Here is a 16,798-nt window from a genome sequence, read left to right as displayed (position 1 = left end):
GTCGTTACATGCTTGCCCGTATTTTGTTTCTCGTGGCCATGCTGCTTCCATGCGCACTGCATGCCAAGGAAGCGCCTGCCGAAAAAACCGGATTTGCATCGAGGCTGACGATCTATCTGGCCAAGGGAGCACCGGACGCGTGCGGGCCGGGCTGCGACCGCTGGATCGCCATCGAGGGCGAGATCGATGGGGATGCAAGCCAACGCATTCGCCGCTTCCTGGCCGGCGTCAAGGACACGCAGCGTCCGATCTACCTTCATTCACCTGGCGGAAACGTGGAGCAGTCCTACGTCATCGGCCGGCTGCTGCGCAGTCGCAAGGCGGTCGCGCGGGTCGGACGGACGATCGCGACGGCGTGCGCCGCCGGCACACAGGTGGACGCCGCGTGCTTGAAGACGAAGGCCGCCGGCGGCGAGGTCGAGGCGGAGCTCACGACCTACCATGCGATGTGCAGCTCGGCCTGCGGTTACCTGTTTCTCGGGGCGACATCGCGCGAGGTGGCTCCCGACGCCGCGCTGGCGGTCCATAACTCCAGGCTGGTCCTCGTCTTTCACGGGCATCCGGCTCCGCAGGCGGTCGCGGAATACAGGCAGCGCCGGATCGCGAATGCCGAACGCGACCGCGCCGCATTCATCGCAGCGATGGGGATCAGCCGCGAGCTCGACAATCTCATCCGGACGGTGAAGTTCGAAAACCTGCATATGCTGACGCGAGCCGAGCTCTATCGTTTCGGAATCGACACGCGAGCGTTTGCCGAAGGGATGTGGAGGCTGGAAAAGGCAACGCCGCCGTTCATCAGCAAGATTGCGGTGATGAAGAAGGAGAGCGGCTCTTCGTTCCGGACCATGGAGTGGCGCATGTTTTGCGACACCAGGAATCGTGTGCCGCTGATGTTCGCGGGCGAGATCGACGAGGCGAGCGTCGGCAAGAGTACGATCATGATGACCGCGGACGCCGACAAGGACCACGAAGCCGGAGGTTTTCCGGTGCGAGCCACGAAGTACGAGATGTGGAGCGGCAGTATCGACCCTGACATGGTCAAGGCGATCATGGCGTCCCACTCTCTCCATGTCCGGCGGACCACGCCGATGCCGGACGAAAAGGTGAACGTCACGAAATTTGACATCGACCTGACGGGCCTGGCATCGATGCGAACTCAGCTTGCGGCGGCGTGCTCGTCGGTCGCGGCCAAGCCGAAAGGTCCCTGGCCGGCGAGCCCTGGGCCAGCAATTCCGCTGCCGAACGTCACCGCACCTCCGCCCTCGGCCGTGCCGTCGCCGTAAGCGCAGGAGCGCAATTCGAAGGCCCGTGGCATAACGTAGGTTCACTCTGGGGCCGTTGCTGATTTCGCCTGCGCGACTGGGATCGACCGGTCACAATCAATACATGCATGCTGAAGAAATCAACACTGTGAACATATCGACGTCGAACTCATTCTCCAAGCTAAGTCCGAACCGCTCTAACCATTTATCCTGAGCCAGGTAGGCCAACTTCTCTCGCGCCTGTGGGCAATCAAATTTGAGCTTTCCAACATTCTGAAGGTGATGGACCATTTCGTGTACCAGGACCGATTGGTCCGTCGGCGAAGTGCCGCCCCAATCATCAGGAAGCAGGATCGTTCTCGTCTCGTTGTCGTAAAGTGCGACAACCTCGCGCTGAGCTAGTTGCCCATCGCTTTCCATGAAGCCTTGCGAAGAAGTGCGGTCCCTCGCACGCAACCTCGCCAGCTCCATCTTCGACGCAAATTCAACGACGGGACGCTGTTTGATGGCAGGCAGGTCGAAATTCGATGAGAGCCAAGTCACAATGTCATCCAACAGGGCTTCCGTAAGTTGAGCTGTATCAGAATGCAACGAAACCGAACGCGACTCGGCGGACGCGCTGCGCTCCAAAGCATATTCGCAATGGGCTTTAGTGGATGTGGCTAACGTTAGGGAGACTATCGCCGCGACCAAGAGGAATTGCTTGAACATGATCCTCTCCTCAGAGGCTGTTCGAAAAAGAAGCTCTTCAAAAAATCAGTCGGCAGTTAAACAGCTGGAACATAGCATTCGCCTGGCGACGTCGTTGTGAACCCATTCACACCCAAGAACTCACAACGCCGCTGTCAGCGCTCGCCTGCTCGAAACTCGGTTGTTCGTCTTCACGGTGGCAGCAGAGCGGCCGCGATTCCGCCGCTGAGGTCAGGCGGCCGCACGAAGAGAAGACGGGAGGTCGCCGGTATTTCCGCGTCATCCCTGCCGTCCTGGCCGATCAGGATCAATCCGGCTCCGCCATTCGCCACATTGAGAACCACCGGCTCTCCGCTCCACGTCTTGATTGGCTGCATTCCCACGATGAGGAATTCGCCCATGGGCTGATCAAGATATTGAAGGCGCAATTGCGGACCGACCTCCGCTGCCGCAAGTTCAAAGCCGAGTTGCCGGGCTCGCGCGTAAATGACGGCCAGAGGTACGCTATCGGATTTAAAGCCAAGCTCGACCGCGGATACCGCCACAAGCTCTACGTCCATCTTGCTGGAACTGACGATGAAGGCCGGTCGAGCGAGAACTTCCGCGGCCAGCCCGCCGATATTGCAACCGACGGCATCCAACGCATTGCGCAGCGCAACGGAGTTGCCAAAGGTACCGACGGCAATCGTCTTCCATGTCGGCACATCGCGGGCGGACCCGATGAGTTTTTGCGGCAAATCAACTGCGCGAACTTTGCCGAGCTTCAGTTGATTCTGTAAGACGTCACGCGCCGAGCATTGTCCCCACGCCTTGGGCGTGACCTGAAACAAGGAAGCGGCACAGAGCAATGCAACCATCAAGCAATGGCTGCCCCACCTCGCGTTCAGATGGTGATGTGGTGCGGCGCGATCCGCTCGGCTTGCCAGAATGCACATGTCGAATATCGACTTGTTGCAAAATTCAACTGAAAAGAACCCGCCTCCGAGTCAATGGGAAGAACGGAGGCCAATGAAAAACATCGTCCGACCGAGCTCAAAAGGGGAGCCGGAGGCGGGGCACTATTGGCTCAAGTATTCCAATTTCAAATGAACGGGCGGCGGTCCGTAAGCCCGATCGCTCGTCGCATCAAACCGAAAACGGAATGACGTGCTCAAACGTAGCACCACGAGTCCCTCGGTACAATCGGCAACTCCGCCCACCAGCGTGCATAGCGCGCTTCACCGCGATCGCGACGTTCGAACAACCACTCTGGCACTCGAAGTGCGTTACGTGGGTTTAACTCAGAAAATCTCAGGTTCGCCGCGAACACCACTCCGCGCGAAAACTTGCTTGCCAGTGACGGTGCGCCGCCATCCGCCGAGAAACGGCAGAGTTGCTTCCGCTTGCGAAGACTGAACCAGGATCACGCCGCTGAAGACGAACCTTCATCGAGATTGAACTGGAGGTTCGCTCCTCGAACGTTGCTCGATACATGCCTCTCGGACATTTTACACAACTATGGAGGTATCCCATGCCGATCGTCCAATTTACTCGCTTCAAAACCGACAAGGCCGAGGAAATGGTCCAGATCATCAGGCAGGCGAAGAAAATCTTTGAAAAACACGGTGCCGAATTTCTTCGGCTCTCCCGTTTCCACACCGGTCCTTGGGCAGGAGAGTTGCTGGTTACGACGCGCTACTCCAGTTGGGAAGTTTACGGCAAGGTGCAGGAGGCCGTGTCAAAGGACCCGGAGTTTGCGCAGGTGCAGGCTGACGGAATGAAGATTGCCGAACTACAGGCCCGTAACATCGCCGTTAGCATCGATCTCTAGTTGGGGCGCCGCCCCGCAAACCATATTAAGCGCGGAGGCCACTCGACATATGCCGGTGGCCTTCCCGATCCGATCACAGCAAGCGGCAGCTTGGCGGGCCAAGCCGGGTTCAATCGCCTTTCGAGCGTTCAATTTCGCCGGCCAAGAGGCATCCGGCTTCAACGCACTCCGGGCCTTGCGATTTAAAGACCACTTGGTCTATATATTGGCAATGAGCCGCCAAGCCCCAATGCAGTTGCCCCGCGGTCGCCCCCGCAGTTTCGACGTGGAAGCCGCTGTCGAGCGCGCCATGGATGTGTTCTGGTCGCGCGGCTATCACTGCACGGCGCTCCCCGACCTTCTTCGTGCGACGAAGCTTTCACGTGGCAGCCTTTACGCTGCTTTCGGTGACAAGCACTCGCTGTTCTTGCGTGCGCTTGATCGCTACATTGCCGATGCTCTGACGCGGATGGATATCGAGCTCGCCCCCCGCAGGGAGCCGGTCGACGGCCTGCGGACCTTTCTTGCCGGCTATGTCGACCGCACAAGCGGTGCCAATGGCCGGCGCGGATGCCTGCTCGTGGCCACAGCCATGGAACTGGCAGGCCAGGACGCCGAAGTCGGTCGGCGCGTCGCGAGCTTTTTCAAGGCCATGGAGGCCAGGCTGGCCGATGCACTTTCGCGTGCGGGGGCGGCGGGCAAGCTGGCCGACGGTGTCGAGCCTTCAAGAGCCGCCCGAATTCTCGTCTGTTTCGTCGAGGGGCTGCGCGTGGTCGGCAAGACGGCACCGGCACGGATGACGTCGCAAGCCACCGCCGACGCTCTGCTCGACCGCTTCATCAGGTGAACAACCCATGCCGCGCCTTGCGCCATTGTCGCGCGCCAATATTTGGACCGATCGGTCTTGAAAGGAAGGATGCCATGTCTGCCATCCAGATCGTCTGCGCGGTCGTCGTTCCCCTGCTCTGGGGTTACCAGTTCGTGGCCATTAAGGTGGGCGTGACGGAGTTTCCGCCTCTCTTCTTCCTCGCGCTGCGCTTCCTGGCCATCGCGCTGCTGCTCGTTCCGTTCGTCAAGAGGCCCGCGCGCCACGAGGTCGGCCCCGTCGCAGCCATTTCGATTTTCCTTGGCGGACTGAATTTCGGGCTCTTCTATGTTGGCCTTGGGCTCGGCTCGGGAAGCATCTCGGCGGTCGCCTATCAGCTCGCCACGCCCTTCACCGTCCTGCTCGCCTGGCCGCTGCTCGCGGAGAGGCCGTCTGCCACCACGTCCGCCGGTGTGGCGCTCGCATTCGTCGGCGTGGTCGTGTTGGCGGCGGAGCCCGGCCAGGCGGCAAACGCGCTTCCGCTGCTGCTCGTGGTCGGGGCAGCCTTCGCCTTCGCGGTGTCCAACGTTCTGACGAAGCGCTACGGCCCTTTCGATCCCCTGATGTTGATGGGATGGTCGTCGCTGCTCACGGTGCCGCAGGTCATGGTGATGTCGCTGCTCCTTGAGTATGGACAGCTGGCGAGCCTCGTCACGGCGGATGAACGTGGCTGGCTGGCCCTCGCCTATACCATCTTCATCGGAGGAATTGTCGGGTTCGGCCTCTGGTTCTGGCTGATCGCGCGCTGCTCCATGGGCCGCGTCGCACCTTTCGGTCTGCTGCTTCCGGTGTTCGCCTTGATGTCGAGCGTGCTGTTCCTTGGCGACCGCATAACCCCGAAGTTGATCGTCGGTGGGCTGCTCGCGATCTCCGGCGTCGCCATGACACAAATCAGACCGAGCGTTCGGGCCAACCTACCCCCCGGAAGCCAACGCTCGGCCTCATGAGCCGCCGCCCCTGACCGGCGTGTAGATCACGAGCTTCAGCGCGGGATCGTCGTTGGCCTGGAAGCTGGTGTGCTCGAAATGCAGCACGCCGAGGGTCGGATGCGACATGGTCTTGAGGCCCGACGACGTGCTGCGGATCTCGTGCGCCTCCCACCATTTGACGAATTCCGGACTGCCCTGCCGCAGCCGCGTCAGCAATTCCGCGAAGGCGGGATCGCCAGCCCAAACGTCGTGGGTGGCGCGAAACATCGCCACCATGCGCTTGGCGACCTCCGCCCAGCCCGCGCCGTAAGCCTTGCGCGTCTGCTTGTTGGTCATCATCAGGAGCATCGTGTTGCGATCCTCCTCCGGCAACCGGCCGAACGCAAAAACCTGCTCGGCGGCTTCGTTCCAGGCCAGCACGTCCCAGCGCCGCCCGGTGATATAGGCCGGATGCGGCAGGCTCTCGATCAGCCGCAGGATCGGCGGCGGCACGATCTCGCGCGTGAACGCCCGTCTGTCGCCGTCGCGCGCCAGCGCCTTGAGATGCGCGTGCTCGGTCTTGCTGAGGCGCAGCGCCCGGGCCAGCGCGTCGACGGTGGTCACCGACGGGCTGACGGTACGGCCCTGCTCGAGACGGATGTACCAGTCGACACCGATGCCGGCGAGCTGGGCGACCTCCTCACGGCGCAGGCCCGCGGTGCGCCGCCGGAGCCCTGCCGGAAGCCCGACGGTCTTCGGCGACAGCTTTTCGCGGCGGGACCTCAGGAAGTCGCCGAATTCGACGCGGCGAGGGTCGGCCATGATGAGTGTCCTCGATGGAGGGTCTGGAGAATACTAGGATAATACCAGGCCTTCTTGCCCCTTCAAGGGCGCCGCATATGGGTATCACCCATCTCTGAGGTGAACATCATGAAAGCTGCCGTACTGAAGTCCTTCGGATCCCCGCTGGTGATTGGGGACGTGCCCGCACCGGTGCTTGGCACCGGCGAGGTGATCGTCGACATCGTTGCCACCCGCGTGATCTCGTATACGAACGAGGTGTTGAGTGGTGAACGCAAATACGCGCTGGACCTCCCCGTCGTCCCCGGCGCGGGCGGGGTCGGCCGGGTGCGCGCGATCGGCCCGGACGCGACCAAACTTGCAATCGGTGACTGGGTGCTATGCGGACCGACGGTGCGCGCGCGCGACGACGCGATCGCTCCCGACATCCACCTGCAGGGCGTCAGTGCCCGCGGCGAAGGCGGGATGCGGCTCGAAAAGTATTTTCACGACGGCTCGTTCGCCGAGCAGATGCGGGTGCCGACCGAGAACGTGACGCGGCTCGGCCAGATCAGCGCAGCGGAGGCCAGTCAATGGTGCGCGCTGGGCAACATGCTGGTGCCGTATGGCGGCTTCCTGGCTGCCAAACTCCAGCCCGGCGAGACCGTGCTGGTGAGCGGCGCGACCGGCAATTTCGGCAGCGCCGCCGTGGCGGTGGCGCTCGCGATGGGCGCCGCCTGCGTGGTGGCGCCGGGCCGCAACGAGGCGATGTTGGCCGAACTCGTGCGTCGTTACGGCAAACGCGTCAGACCCGTGAAGCTGACAGGCAACGAGGCCGACGATTGCGCGCGCATGAAGCGCGCCGCACCCGGCCCGATCGATTGCGTGCTCGACATCATGCCGCCTTCGGTCGCGACGACGGTGGTGCGCGCCGCGATCATGACGGTGCGTCCTTACGGCCGCGTCGTGCTGATGGGCGGCGTCAACATGCAGGGCGGCGCGGGTCTCGAGCTGCCCTACAACTGGATCATGCGCGAATGCATCACCATCCACGGCGTGTGGATGTATCCAGCGGATGCAGCCGTCCGCCTGATCGCGCTGGTGCGCGCGGGGCTTCTACGCCTCGATCACTACGAGACAAAGGACTTCGATCTCGACCACGCCAACGAGGCCGTGGCGTACGCGGCCGCCAACGCCGGCCCGTTCAGCATGACGATGATCCGGCCGTAAATGGCCGTGAGGCTGCGGCGATACGCGATCGCCGCCGGTCTGCTTGCGATGTCAGATGGCTGGGCCGCCTCACCCCCGACAGTAGCCGGCCACGGCCGGCTACTGTGCATGGGGTTGTTTTCGCAGTTTTGTTATTCGAGCTCGACCACCTGGCCGTTCGACAGCGACACGCGCCGGTCCATGCGGCCGGCCAGCTCCATGTTGTGGGTCGCGATCAGCATGGAGACCTTGGTCGCCTTGACCAGCTGCATCAGGGCCTGGAAGACGTGACCGGCCGTGTGCGGATCGAGGTTGCCGGTCGGCTCGTCCGCAAACAGCACGCGCGGCGCGTTGGCCACCGCGCGCGCGATCGCAACGCGCTGCTGCTCGCCGCCCGACAGCTCCGCCGGGCGATGGGTGATGCGGTCGCCGAGGCCGAGATAGCCCAGGATCTCCTTGGCGCGCTTGACGCTCTCGGACTTCTTCAGGCCGCGGATCATCTGCGGCAGCATGACGTTCTCCAGCGCCGAGAACTCCGGCAGCAGCCGGTGCGACTGGTAGACAAAGCCGATGTCGGTGCGGCGCAGCTGCGTACGCTCGATGTCGGGCAGTTGCGAGGTCGGCGCGCCATTGACGTAGACCTCGCCGGAATCGGGCGCTTCCAGCAGTCCCGCGATGTGCAGCAACGTCGATTTGCCCGAGCCCGACGGCGCCACCAGCGCGACCGATTGCCCGGCCCACAGCGCGAGCTTAGCGTTGTCGAGGATCGTCAGCGGCACCTCGCCCTGCAAGTACTGCCGCTTTATCTCGTGGAGATAAATGACCGGTACATCCTCAGCCCCCTGTTGCTGCTCCATCAGCCCCTCACTCGTACCGGAGCGCTTCGACTGGATCGAGGCGCGCAGCGCGCCACGACGGATACAGCGTCGCCAGGAACGACAGCGTCAGCGCCATGATGACGACGGCCGTGGTCTCGCCGACGTCGATCTCGGCGGGCAGTTTCGACAGGAAGTAGAGCTCCGGCGAGAACAGCTCGGTGCTGGTGAGCCAGGACAGGAATTGCCTGATCGATTCGATGTTGAGGCAGATCACGAGGCCGACGAAGAAGCCGACCAGCGTGCCGACCACGCCGATCGAGGCGCCCGTGATCAGGAAGATGCGCATGATCGAGCCTTGCGAGGCGCCCATGGTGCGCAGGATGGCGATGTCGCTGCCCTTGTCCTTCACCAGCATGATCAGGCCGGACACGATGTTGAGTGCGGCGACCAGCACGATCATGGTCAGGATCAGGAACATCACGTTGCGCTCGACCTGGAGCGCGTTGAAGAAGGTCGAGTTGCGCTGCCGCCAGTCGACCAGGAACACCGGGCGGCCCGCCGCTTCCGTCACCGCCTTGCGGAAGGCGTCGATCTTGTCGGGATTGGTGGTGAACACCTCGATCGAGGTGACGTCGTTGCTGCGGTTGAAATAGGCCTGCGCTTCGGCCAGCGGCATGAACACGAAGCCGAGATCGTATTCGGACATGCCGATCTCGAACACGGCGACGATCTTGTAAGGCTTGATGCGCGGCGTCGTGCCCATCGGCGTGACCGCGCCCTTCGGCGCCACCAGCGTGATGCTGTCGCCGGCGTGCAGCGACAACTGGTCGGCGAGGCGCCGGCCGATCGCGACGCCCTGCCCGTCGTCAAAGCCTTCGAGCGAGCCCTGCTTGATGTTCTTGGCGATCGAGGTGAGGTTGTTGAGGTCGTCGGAGCGGATGCCGCGCACGAGCACGCCCGAGGCGTTCCAGGGCGAGGACGCCAGCGCCTGGCCGTCCACCACGGGCGCGGCAAGTCGGATGCCCTGGACCTGGCTGATGCGGTCGGCGACGTCCTTCCAGTCGGTCAGCGGCGATTCCAGCGGCTGGACCAGGATGTGGCCGTTCAGCCCCAGGATCTTGTCGAGCAGCTCCTTGCGGAAGCCGTTCATGACGGCCATGACGATGATCAGCGTCGCCACCCCCAGCATGATGCCGAGAAAGGAGAACCCGGCGATGACCGAGATGAATCCCTCCTTGCGGCGCGCCCGCAAATAGCGCCCCGACAGCATCCACTCGAATGGCGCAAAAGGCGCGGTTTTCACGGTTTCGGTCATGGTCTCATCCATCGCTCGATAATCCCATGATTCGGGGTCAATTGTGGCCGGATTGGCGGCCGCGATATCGGGCGATGAACAATATTCAGCCGACCAGCCGGGCGACCGCGTCCGCAGGCGACATCGTCTCGCGTGAGCCGTCGCTGCGCCGCTTGAGCTCGACCTTGCCGTCGGCGAGCCCCTTCGGCCCGATCATGATCTGCCAGGGGATGCCGATCAGGTCGGCAGCGGCGAATTTGGCGCCGGCGCGCTGGTCGGTGTCGTCGTAGAGCACGTCGACGCCCCTGGCCTGGAGCTCCGCATAAAGCTTCTCGCAGGCCGCATCGACCGCGGCATCGCCCTGCTTGAGGTTCAGCACCACCGCGCGGAACGGCGCGACAGCTTCCGGCCATTTGATGCCGGCATCGTCATGGCAGGCCTCGATGATGGCGCCGAGCAGGCGCGAGACGCCGACACCGTAGGAGCCGCCATGGATCGGCACGTCGACACCGTCGGGCCCCGCCACCATCGCCTTCATCGGCTCGGAATATTTCGTGCCGAAATAGAAGATCTGGCCGACCTCGATGCCGCGGGTGTTCACGCGCTTGTCAGCGGGCACTTCCTGCTCAAACCGCGCGGCGTCGTGCACGTCCTCGGTCGCAGCATAGACCGACGTCCATTGCTTGATGATCGGCGTGAGGTCGCTCTCATAGTCGACGTCCTCGCCGGGCACCGGCAGGTCCAGGACGTCGCGATTGATGAACACGCCGGATTCGCCGGTTTCGGCGAGCACGATGAATTCGTGGCTGAGATCGCCGCCGATCGGGCCGGTCTCGGCACGCATCGGGATCGCCTTCAGCCCCATCCGCGCGAAGGTGCGCAGGTAAGCGACGAACATCTTGTTGTAGGCGACGCGCGCCGCCGCCTCGTTGAGGTCGAAGGAATAGGCATCCTTCATCAGGAATTCGCGGCCGCGCATCACGCCGAAGCGCGGGCGCTGCTCGTCGCGGAATTTCCATTGGATATGATAGAGATTCAGCGGCAGGTTCTTGTAGGACTTCACATAGGCGCGGAAGATCTCGGTGATCATTTCCTCGTTGGTCGGCCCGTACAGCAGCTCGCGCTTGTGGCGGTCGGCGATGCGCAGCATCTCCGGGCCGTAGGCGTCGTAGCGGCCGCTCTCGCGCCAGAGGTCGGCGAGCTGGAGCGTCGGCATCAGCAGTTCCAGCGCACCGGAGCGGTCCTGCTCCTCGCGCACGATCTGCTCGATCTTCTTCAGCACGCGGAAGCCGAGCGGCAGCCAGGCATAGATGCCGGCCGCCTCCTGCCGGATCATGCCGGCGCGCAGCATCAGCCGGTGCGAGACGATCTCCGCCTCTTTCGGATTTTCCTTCAGGATGGGCAGAAAGAATCGCGACAACCGCATGGCAACACTCTGAGAATCAGTGAGGGGTTGCAGTGAAACCGGATTGGGAGCGAAAACACAAGACCGGGAATGAGGAAAAGCCGCTAACACGGCGGAATTCCTTGTCATTTTTCCGTCGACTTCAGGTTCAGCTTGAACCGCAGCAGTGCCCCTTACGGCGTCACCTCGAGCTCGTCCTCGAGCGTGATCTTCTCGAAGTCGGTCACCAGCGCATCGATCCGCACATGCCAGCGGCCGGCAAAGGGCAGCTCGACCTTGCGCACGTGCCAATAGCCGTCCGGCCCGAGCGAAGCGTCCCGCTCCAGCGGCTCGATACCGCGCTCGGGCAGGCTCAGGGTCAGCGTCACCTCCTTGGCCGCCAGCGGCGTCGCTTCGCCGGTCATGAGCTGGAGCACGAAGTCATCGACGCCGGCCTTGCCCGGCGAGACCAGGACCTGGAACATCGCCTTGTCGGTGTGGATGTGGATCGCCAGAGGCGTCTCCGGAACGATTGTCCGCGGCGGGGGCGTGAAGCGCCAGCCGGCGACGACGGCAAGGATCGCGAGGCCGATCACACATTCGAGCAGGATCGAGCGCTTCAGCGCCGGCGCAGCCGCCTCGTCCTGGGCCAGCGCCGGGGTCAGGCGAACGCGATTGAGCGCGGCCAGCGCCAATAGTGCAGCGACCAGCGCGAGCTTGATCGAGAGGATGAGGCCGTAGCGGGTCTCGACCAGCGCCGCCGGCTTTTCGAGCTGGACGACCGCGAGCACAAGACCGGTCAATGCCAGCATCGCGACGACAGGCACCGCGATCCGGGAGAAGCGGTTGACGACGGGCAATGCCGCCGCCGGGTTCGAGACGAGTGCAGCGAGCGGGGCCAGCGCCCCGATCCAGAACGCAACGCCGAGGCCGTGGAGGAAGATCGCCGGCCGTGTCACCATTTCGGGCGGTGCCGTTGCGGCGTGTCCGGTCATGGCCAGCGACAAGCCGACGCCGACAAACGCAATGGCCGCAAGCGCCCGCGCATACCACGCACCACGCAGCGCCAGCATCGCCAGCAGCATCGCGGTGACGGCGACCAGCACTGCGGGACCGGCGCTCGTCGCGGACGCAACCTTCCAGGGAGTAACGGTCGCGAGAGCCGCTGGCGGCAGGCCGAGGAGATCGAGGCCCAGGACGCCAAGGGCGACAACAGCGCTCGGCAGGCCAACCACGAGCGCGACACGCGCCACGGCGGCTCCTGTCATCGACCATGCAATCCAGCGCGCAAAGAACACACCGCCGACACCGACGAACAGCCCGATATAGAGACCGACTCGCACCAGCCAGATCAGCGCGTTCAATCCGCTATCCGTAGTGGCAGGAGGTTGCGTTCCCGTCGGCATGCCGATCGAGAAGATCACCGATCCCGCGACGGGATGGCCGTCTTGCGAGATCACGCGATAGCTCACAACCGCCGTGCCCTGCGGCAGGTCGGCCGGCAGCGCGACCGAGATGGTCTCGCCCGATGCGCTGACGCGCGCATCGTCCCGTGCCCTGCCCGCGCCGTCGATCAGCCGGATCGCGCCCGGCGTCACCGCCTCGTTGAAGCGCAACTCCACCGCCTTCGGTGCGGTCGCAAGCATGCTGCCGCTCGCCGGCTCGACCGCGACGATCGCCGCATGCGCAAAGGCGCCGGTCGCGAAGCCGACAACAAGAAGCAGCGTCGCGAGCGCGGCCAGCAGGCGCATCAGGGCTTTGGCAACAGCTTCAGGCCAGGTGCCGGCGACTTGCCCTCGTGCGAATGCCCCGCCCCTTCCGCCGGGATCTCGATCCAGCGGCTGACGCCGGTCTCGCATTCCTGGACGACGGGGAAGTACAGAATCGAGTTCGGCTTCAGGCTCTCGGTGAGGAAGCTGCTGATGACGAACTCGTCGTAATTGTGATCCGGCAGCTTGCCGCCGGACCACGCCACCTCCTTGACGCCGGAGGAGAGCTTGTTGCCGTGATAATCGTACTCATTGGCGTATTTGCCTTCGACCACGTCGACGCTCCAGCCCGCCTTCGGCATCGGCTTCACCGCGATCACGCCCTCCGGAATCTGCACCCGGATCTTCACCGTGGGCGAGCCCTTGCAGCCGTGCGGCACGGCGAAGACGGCCTTATAGTACGAGCCAACCGCCGCCTGCTTGGTCTCCAGCGTGATATGCGCCGACGCCGGCGATGCGGCGAGTGCAGCGATCAGGATCAGGCAGGATCTCTTCGACATGTTCAGCACCCTCGACAACGTCATTTGATCAGGATCGGCGATTCAATGCTGACATGATCGGCCTCGGAGATCGAAATTCCGAGGCCCAGCATCCAGCGTCCCGGCGTCAATTGCGCGACCTTCACATGCCAGCTGTCCTCGCCGTCGCGCGAAGCCTCGACCGGCGCGAGCTTCCTGCCAGACTGGTCCACGAGCGTCACCGACACGGCTTTAGCCTTGAGCGGCGCCTCGTCCGTCGTCTCGAGCTGGATCGCGATCTCGACCGGACCAGCCCGGCCCGGCGAGACCGTGACATTGGCCATCGCCTTCTCGGTGTGCAGATGGGTGAAGAAACTGTCGTCGTCGGTCGCCGCAGCAAGCGGTGTCGCGGCAACCGACAGCAACGCAGCCATCGCGAGCGCAAGGCCCACGAAATTTCGAGGCAAGGTCATCGGGGACTTGATCCGTTTCATCACATCTTCATTCCCGAATGATCAGGCATTTTTTTCATCATGTGCCCGCCGTCGCCGGGCGCCTGCGCGCCGACGCCCTGGACGTCCAGGGAAACGGCGACCTTGCCGGCCTTCTCGAACTGAAGCGTCACCGGCACCTTGTCGCCCTGCTTGAACGGACCCTTCAGCTCCTGGAGCATCAAATGATAGCCGCCGGGCGCGAACTTCACGGTCTTGCCCGGCTCGATCAACAGCCCCTTGTCGAGCTGACGCATCTTCATCACACCATTGTCCACCGCCATCTCGTGGACCTCGGCCTTGCCGGCGATATCGGCGGAAACGCTGACCAGCCTGTCCGCCACTGTGCCCTTGTTCTCGATGGTGAGATAGCCGCCCGCGACCTTGGCGCCACCAGGCGTCGCCCGGCTCCAGGCCTGCGAGATGACGAGATCGCCGGCCTTGACGTCGTCGGCGCGCACCGGGGCTGCAAACATTGCGGCGGAGAGCGCTGCGAGCGTGAGCATGCGTGAGAGCTTGTTCATGTCGTTTGCCTTTCTTGTCGTCGTGAACATCATCCCATCCATCAGAACGTGTACTTGCCGGCGAGAACGAAGGTTCGCCCCGGGAACGGATGGAACAGGAAATACTGCTCGTTGAAGAGATTATCGATGCCGAAGTCGAACGCGAGATTCTTCGTCGCGTTATAGTGCATCTTCAAGTCCACAACGAAAAAGTTATCGAACGCGCCGTAGACGTGGGAGACACGATCGGTGTTGTCCAGCGTCGAGTACTGCTTGCCGCTGTAGCGTGCGGCAACGGTATAGGCCCAGTTCTCGTTCGGCCGATAGGTGACGCCCAATTTGGCACGCCAGTCCGGGACGTAGGGCACGCGCTTGCCGACGACGGTCGTGGCAAGATTCGTCAGAGGATCGACACCGGCCCAGCCCGCGTCGGCCAGGATTCGCGAGTCGACATAGGTCACGCTGCCGAACAACTGTAGACCGTTGATGAGAACGTTGTCCTTATCGGCGGACAACTCGACACCCTGCAACTGGATCGCATCGACATTGCTGAACGTGGTTGCGCTCTGGGTCGCGTTGATCATGTTGGTTTGCGCGATGATCGCGTTGTTGGTCCGCTCCCTGAACAGGGTCAACCGGACTCGGCCATCATTCCAGTGACGCTCGATATTGAGCTCGCCGGTAAAGTCCTGCTCGGGTTTCAGGAAAGGATTGGCCACCGTGATCGTATTGCCGACGGTCACGTTCTGATAGAGTTCGAGAACCGTCGGGTAGCGATAGGCCTCGCCGAAATTGACCGTGATATTCCAATCCTTGTTCGGGTCGTAGGAGAGCGACGCCTTCGGCGAGAAATTCGTCGACGCAAGGCCCGGCTGGTTCTTCGTGAACGACGAGGTGATGACACCCGCCCCGCTCGCCAAGGTCACGACGTTCTGACCATCGAGCGATTGCCAGGTCTCCAGCCGCCCGCCCAAGGTCAACTTCAGATTGGGCTGGATTTTCCAGGCATCCTGAAGCCAGAGCGCGCCGGTGCGGGTTTCCCCCTGACTGTTCGCGTAAAGCTGTCCCGTGCCGGTCGAGGCCTGATACCAGACGGCCGAGCCATAAGTCGGGTTTTCCAGGCGGTACCGGTCGCCGTGGATGCCGAAGCTGATCTCGTGCGCCCCGCCGTAACCGAGCGGACGCCAGATGCCCTTGGCGTCGGCGTTCTGCCAGTTGGTGCCGTCCATGCGCTGGATCTTGCCGTTCTGCGAGAAGCCGACGCCGGTGGGAGTTACGGTATAGGGGTTGAGCTGGGTGTCCTCGAGATAGTTGTAGCTCGAGGCCGACAGATCGAAATCGAAAGTGCCTTTGGTGTCGCTCTTGATCGCGACCGCGTTGCTCACATGGGTTTGGTCCCAGATATATTTGGCGTTCGCGAAGGTCGTGATGTTGTTGAAGGTCGGCAGCCCGGTCGCCGCCGACCGCAGGTAGGTCTGCGGATCGGAGACCTGATGGTTGTTCCAGATCCCGAATGAATAAGTCGCCTGCACCTGCGCCGTCACGTCATAGGCGAGGCGGATATTTCCGGAAGTCTGCTGCGAATGCGCGAGGATGCCCGTGCCGACAACATTGGCGGGAACGCCTTGCTTGTTCAGCGCGGGAAACGTGCCGGTCGTACCGGCCGGGATCGTGCTGCTCGTCGTATAGGTCAGCGGCTGCTGAAAACTGTCGAGATAATTGGCGCTGACAAGCCAGGACAGTCTGCCGTCGCGATTGCCCGCGGCCGCACTGGTCTGGCTGGTCACGTAGGTGTCCTTGGTGCCGTACTGATTCCACGGCATCACCGAGACCGTTTCCTTGGCGACCGCAAATGGCTTGTCCGGCATCTTGGACGAGATCAGCAATACGCCGCCGATCGAGTTGCCGGGATAGGCTGCGGCGAACGGGCCATTGAGGTAGTCGACCCGACCGATCGCCTCAGGCGAGATCAGGTTCCACCTTGGCGAGGAGTTCGTGTTGTTGTTGCCGATCAGCGCCGAGATGAGGAGGTCGTCGTAATAGATCAGCGTGCGCGCGCTCGAGTTCACGCCCCAGCTTCGCGTCGCCAGCACCGCCTGGTTGTCGCCGTCGTTGCGTTTCCGCACCAACAGGCTCGGCATGTATTTGACGGCGTCCTCGGGGTCCTTGAGGTTGATGGTCTCATCCACCTCCTTCGCGGTTATGCTGAATGACCGCTGCGGCAATTGATAGCGCGCCACCGCAACCGGCGGCTCCAGTGATGCGCGGGCACCGCCCGCCCCCTGCTCGCCCGTGACGGTGGGAGCCGCCCGCTCGCCGGCGGGCTTTGCCGACCGGCTCCTGGCGGCGGCCGTACTCACCGCCGGCTTGCGTGGCTTGGGTTGAACTGCGGCGGGCGCGTCGACGGTCACCGGCGGCAGCACTGCATTGCTGCTTTGGGCGAAGGCTCCGCTCGACGACGCAAGCAGCGCGGCCTGAACGGCAACGACGCTCACGCCGCGGCGGGCATGACAACGTAACATGAGGCATTCCTGACGCCGGCTCTCTTCCCGGCTGTTCGACAGCGTCAATCGCCAGC

Annotated in this window: 16 protein-coding genes; 5 read left to right on the top strand and 11 right to left on the bottom strand. The window is 63.2% G+C overall.

Translation table 11 applies throughout. From position 1 onward, the window contains the following. Positions 1-8: 8 nt before the first annotated feature. Positions 9-1,283 (top strand): hypothetical protein, encoded by a 1,275-nt coding sequence (locus tag XI08_RS22420; RefSeq protein ID WP_271575997.1) that lies wholly within the window; start codon positions 9-11, stop codon positions 1,281-1,283. 96 nt (positions 1,284-1,379) lie between these two features. Here the strand turns inward: XI08_RS22420 and XI08_RS22415 are convergent, their stop codons facing one another. Together XI08_RS22415 and XI08_RS22410 are read right to left on the bottom strand one after the other, a co-directional pair. After that, complete coding sequence (locus tag XI08_RS22415; RefSeq protein WP_271575996.1) at positions 1,380-1,973, bottom strand: DUF6647 family protein; 594 nt, start codon at positions 1,971-1,973, stop codon at positions 1,380-1,382. Positions 1,974-2,143: 170 nt separating this feature from the next. Then, complete coding sequence (locus XI08_RS22410) at positions 2,144-2,887, bottom strand: hypothetical protein (protein ID WP_271575995.1); 744 nt, start codon at positions 2,885-2,887, stop codon at positions 2,144-2,146. 575 nt (positions 2,888-3,462) lie between these two features. Between XI08_RS22410 and XI08_RS22405 the strand changes: the two genes are divergently transcribed. The 3 genes from XI08_RS22405 to XI08_RS22395 all read left to right on the top strand — a co-directional run bounded on the left by XI08_RS22405 (position 3,463) and on the right by XI08_RS22395 (position 5,553). Continuing rightward, complete coding sequence (locus XI08_RS22405) at positions 3,463-3,762, top strand: hypothetical protein (RefSeq protein WP_027545764.1); 300 nt, start codon at positions 3,463-3,465, stop codon at positions 3,760-3,762. 49 nt (positions 3,763-3,811) lie between these two features. Further along, positions 3,812-4,588: a TetR/AcrR family transcriptional regulator gene (locus XI08_RS22400; protein ID WP_442869853.1), complete on the top strand. Its 777-nt coding sequence runs from the start codon at positions 3,812-3,814 to the stop codon at positions 4,586-4,588. 74 nt (positions 4,589-4,662) lie between these two features. Continuing rightward, a complete protein-coding gene (locus XI08_RS22395; protein WP_271575994.1) occupies positions 4,663-5,553 on the top strand; it encodes a DMT family transporter in 891 nt (296 codons plus the stop codon). On the opposite strand, the gene XI08_RS22390 is transcribed toward XI08_RS22395, so the two are convergent. Then, on the bottom strand, positions 5,548-6,336 hold the full coding sequence (locus tag XI08_RS22390) for a helix-turn-helix transcriptional regulator (RefSeq protein ID WP_271575993.1): 789 nt from the start codon (positions 6,334-6,336) through the stop codon (positions 5,548-5,550). The two genes, XI08_RS22395 and XI08_RS22390, sit on opposite strands and share 6 nt — an antisense overlap. Positions 6,337-6,444: 108 nt before the next feature. Between XI08_RS22390 and XI08_RS22385 the strand changes: the two genes are divergently transcribed. Beyond that, positions 6,445-7,524, top strand: a complete 1,080-nt coding sequence (locus tag XI08_RS22385; RefSeq protein WP_271575992.1) for a zinc-binding alcohol dehydrogenase family protein — start codon at positions 6,445-6,447, stop codon at positions 7,522-7,524. A gap of 131 nt (positions 7,525-7,655) precedes the next feature. Here XI08_RS22385 and XI08_RS22380 read toward each other — a convergent pair whose 3' ends face one another. From XI08_RS22380 to XI08_RS22345, 8 genes are all read right to left on the bottom strand, one after another. Beyond that, the gene (locus XI08_RS22380; RefSeq protein WP_271575991.1) at positions 7,656-8,360 is read right to left on the bottom strand and encodes an ABC transporter ATP-binding protein; all 705 of its coding nucleotides are present in this window, start codon (positions 8,358-8,360) and stop codon (positions 7,656-7,658) included. A gap of 7 nt (positions 8,361-8,367) precedes the next feature. Continuing rightward, the gene (locus XI08_RS22375) at positions 8,368-9,648 is read right to left on the bottom strand and encodes a lipoprotein-releasing ABC transporter permease subunit (RefSeq protein ID WP_025575620.1); all 1,281 of its coding nucleotides are present in this window, start codon (positions 9,646-9,648) and stop codon (positions 8,368-8,370) included. A 73-nt stretch (positions 9,649-9,721) separates the two neighbouring features. Beyond that, positions 9,722-11,041 carry a proline--tRNA ligase gene (gene proS / locus XI08_RS22370; RefSeq protein ID WP_271575990.1) on the bottom strand — a complete coding sequence of 440 codons (1,320 nt, stop codon included), beginning with the start codon at positions 11,039-11,041 and terminating at the stop codon, positions 9,722-9,724. Positions 11,042-11,193: 152 nt separating this feature from the next. Then, positions 11,194-12,750 carry a copper resistance CopC/CopD family protein gene (locus XI08_RS22365; protein WP_271575989.1) on the bottom strand — a complete coding sequence of 519 codons (1,557 nt, stop codon included), beginning with the start codon at positions 12,748-12,750 and terminating at the stop codon, positions 11,194-11,196. Then, positions 12,750-13,268 carry a YcnI family copper-binding membrane protein gene (locus tag XI08_RS22360; protein WP_271575988.1) on the bottom strand — a complete coding sequence of 173 codons (519 nt, stop codon included), beginning with the start codon at positions 13,266-13,268 and terminating at the stop codon, positions 12,750-12,752. Before XI08_RS22360 ends, XI08_RS22365 begins: the two co-directional genes overlap by 1 nt. Before the next feature lie 20 nt (positions 13,269-13,288). Next, positions 13,289-13,720, bottom strand: a complete 432-nt coding sequence (locus tag XI08_RS22355; protein ID WP_271575987.1) for a hypothetical protein — start codon at positions 13,718-13,720, stop codon at positions 13,289-13,291. Then, positions 13,720-14,241: a copper chaperone PCu(A)C gene (locus XI08_RS22350; RefSeq protein ID WP_271575986.1), complete on the bottom strand. Its 522-nt coding sequence runs from the start codon at positions 14,239-14,241 to the stop codon at positions 13,720-13,722. Before XI08_RS22350 ends, XI08_RS22355 begins: the two co-directional genes overlap by 1 nt. 41 nt (positions 14,242-14,282) lie before the next feature. Next, positions 14,283-16,742, bottom strand: coding sequence for a TonB-dependent receptor (locus XI08_RS22345; protein WP_271575985.1), 2,460 nt, complete (start codon positions 16,740-16,742; stop codon positions 14,283-14,285). Between the last annotated feature and the right edge of the window lie 56 nt (positions 16,743-16,798).

This window comes from Bradyrhizobium sp. CCBAU 11361, from assembly GCF_028128935.1.
Taxonomy (GTDB): domain Bacteria; phylum Pseudomonadota; class Alphaproteobacteria; order Rhizobiales; family Xanthobacteraceae; genus Bradyrhizobium; species Bradyrhizobium niftali.
This window is presented reverse-complemented; position numbering and strand designations above follow the sequence as displayed.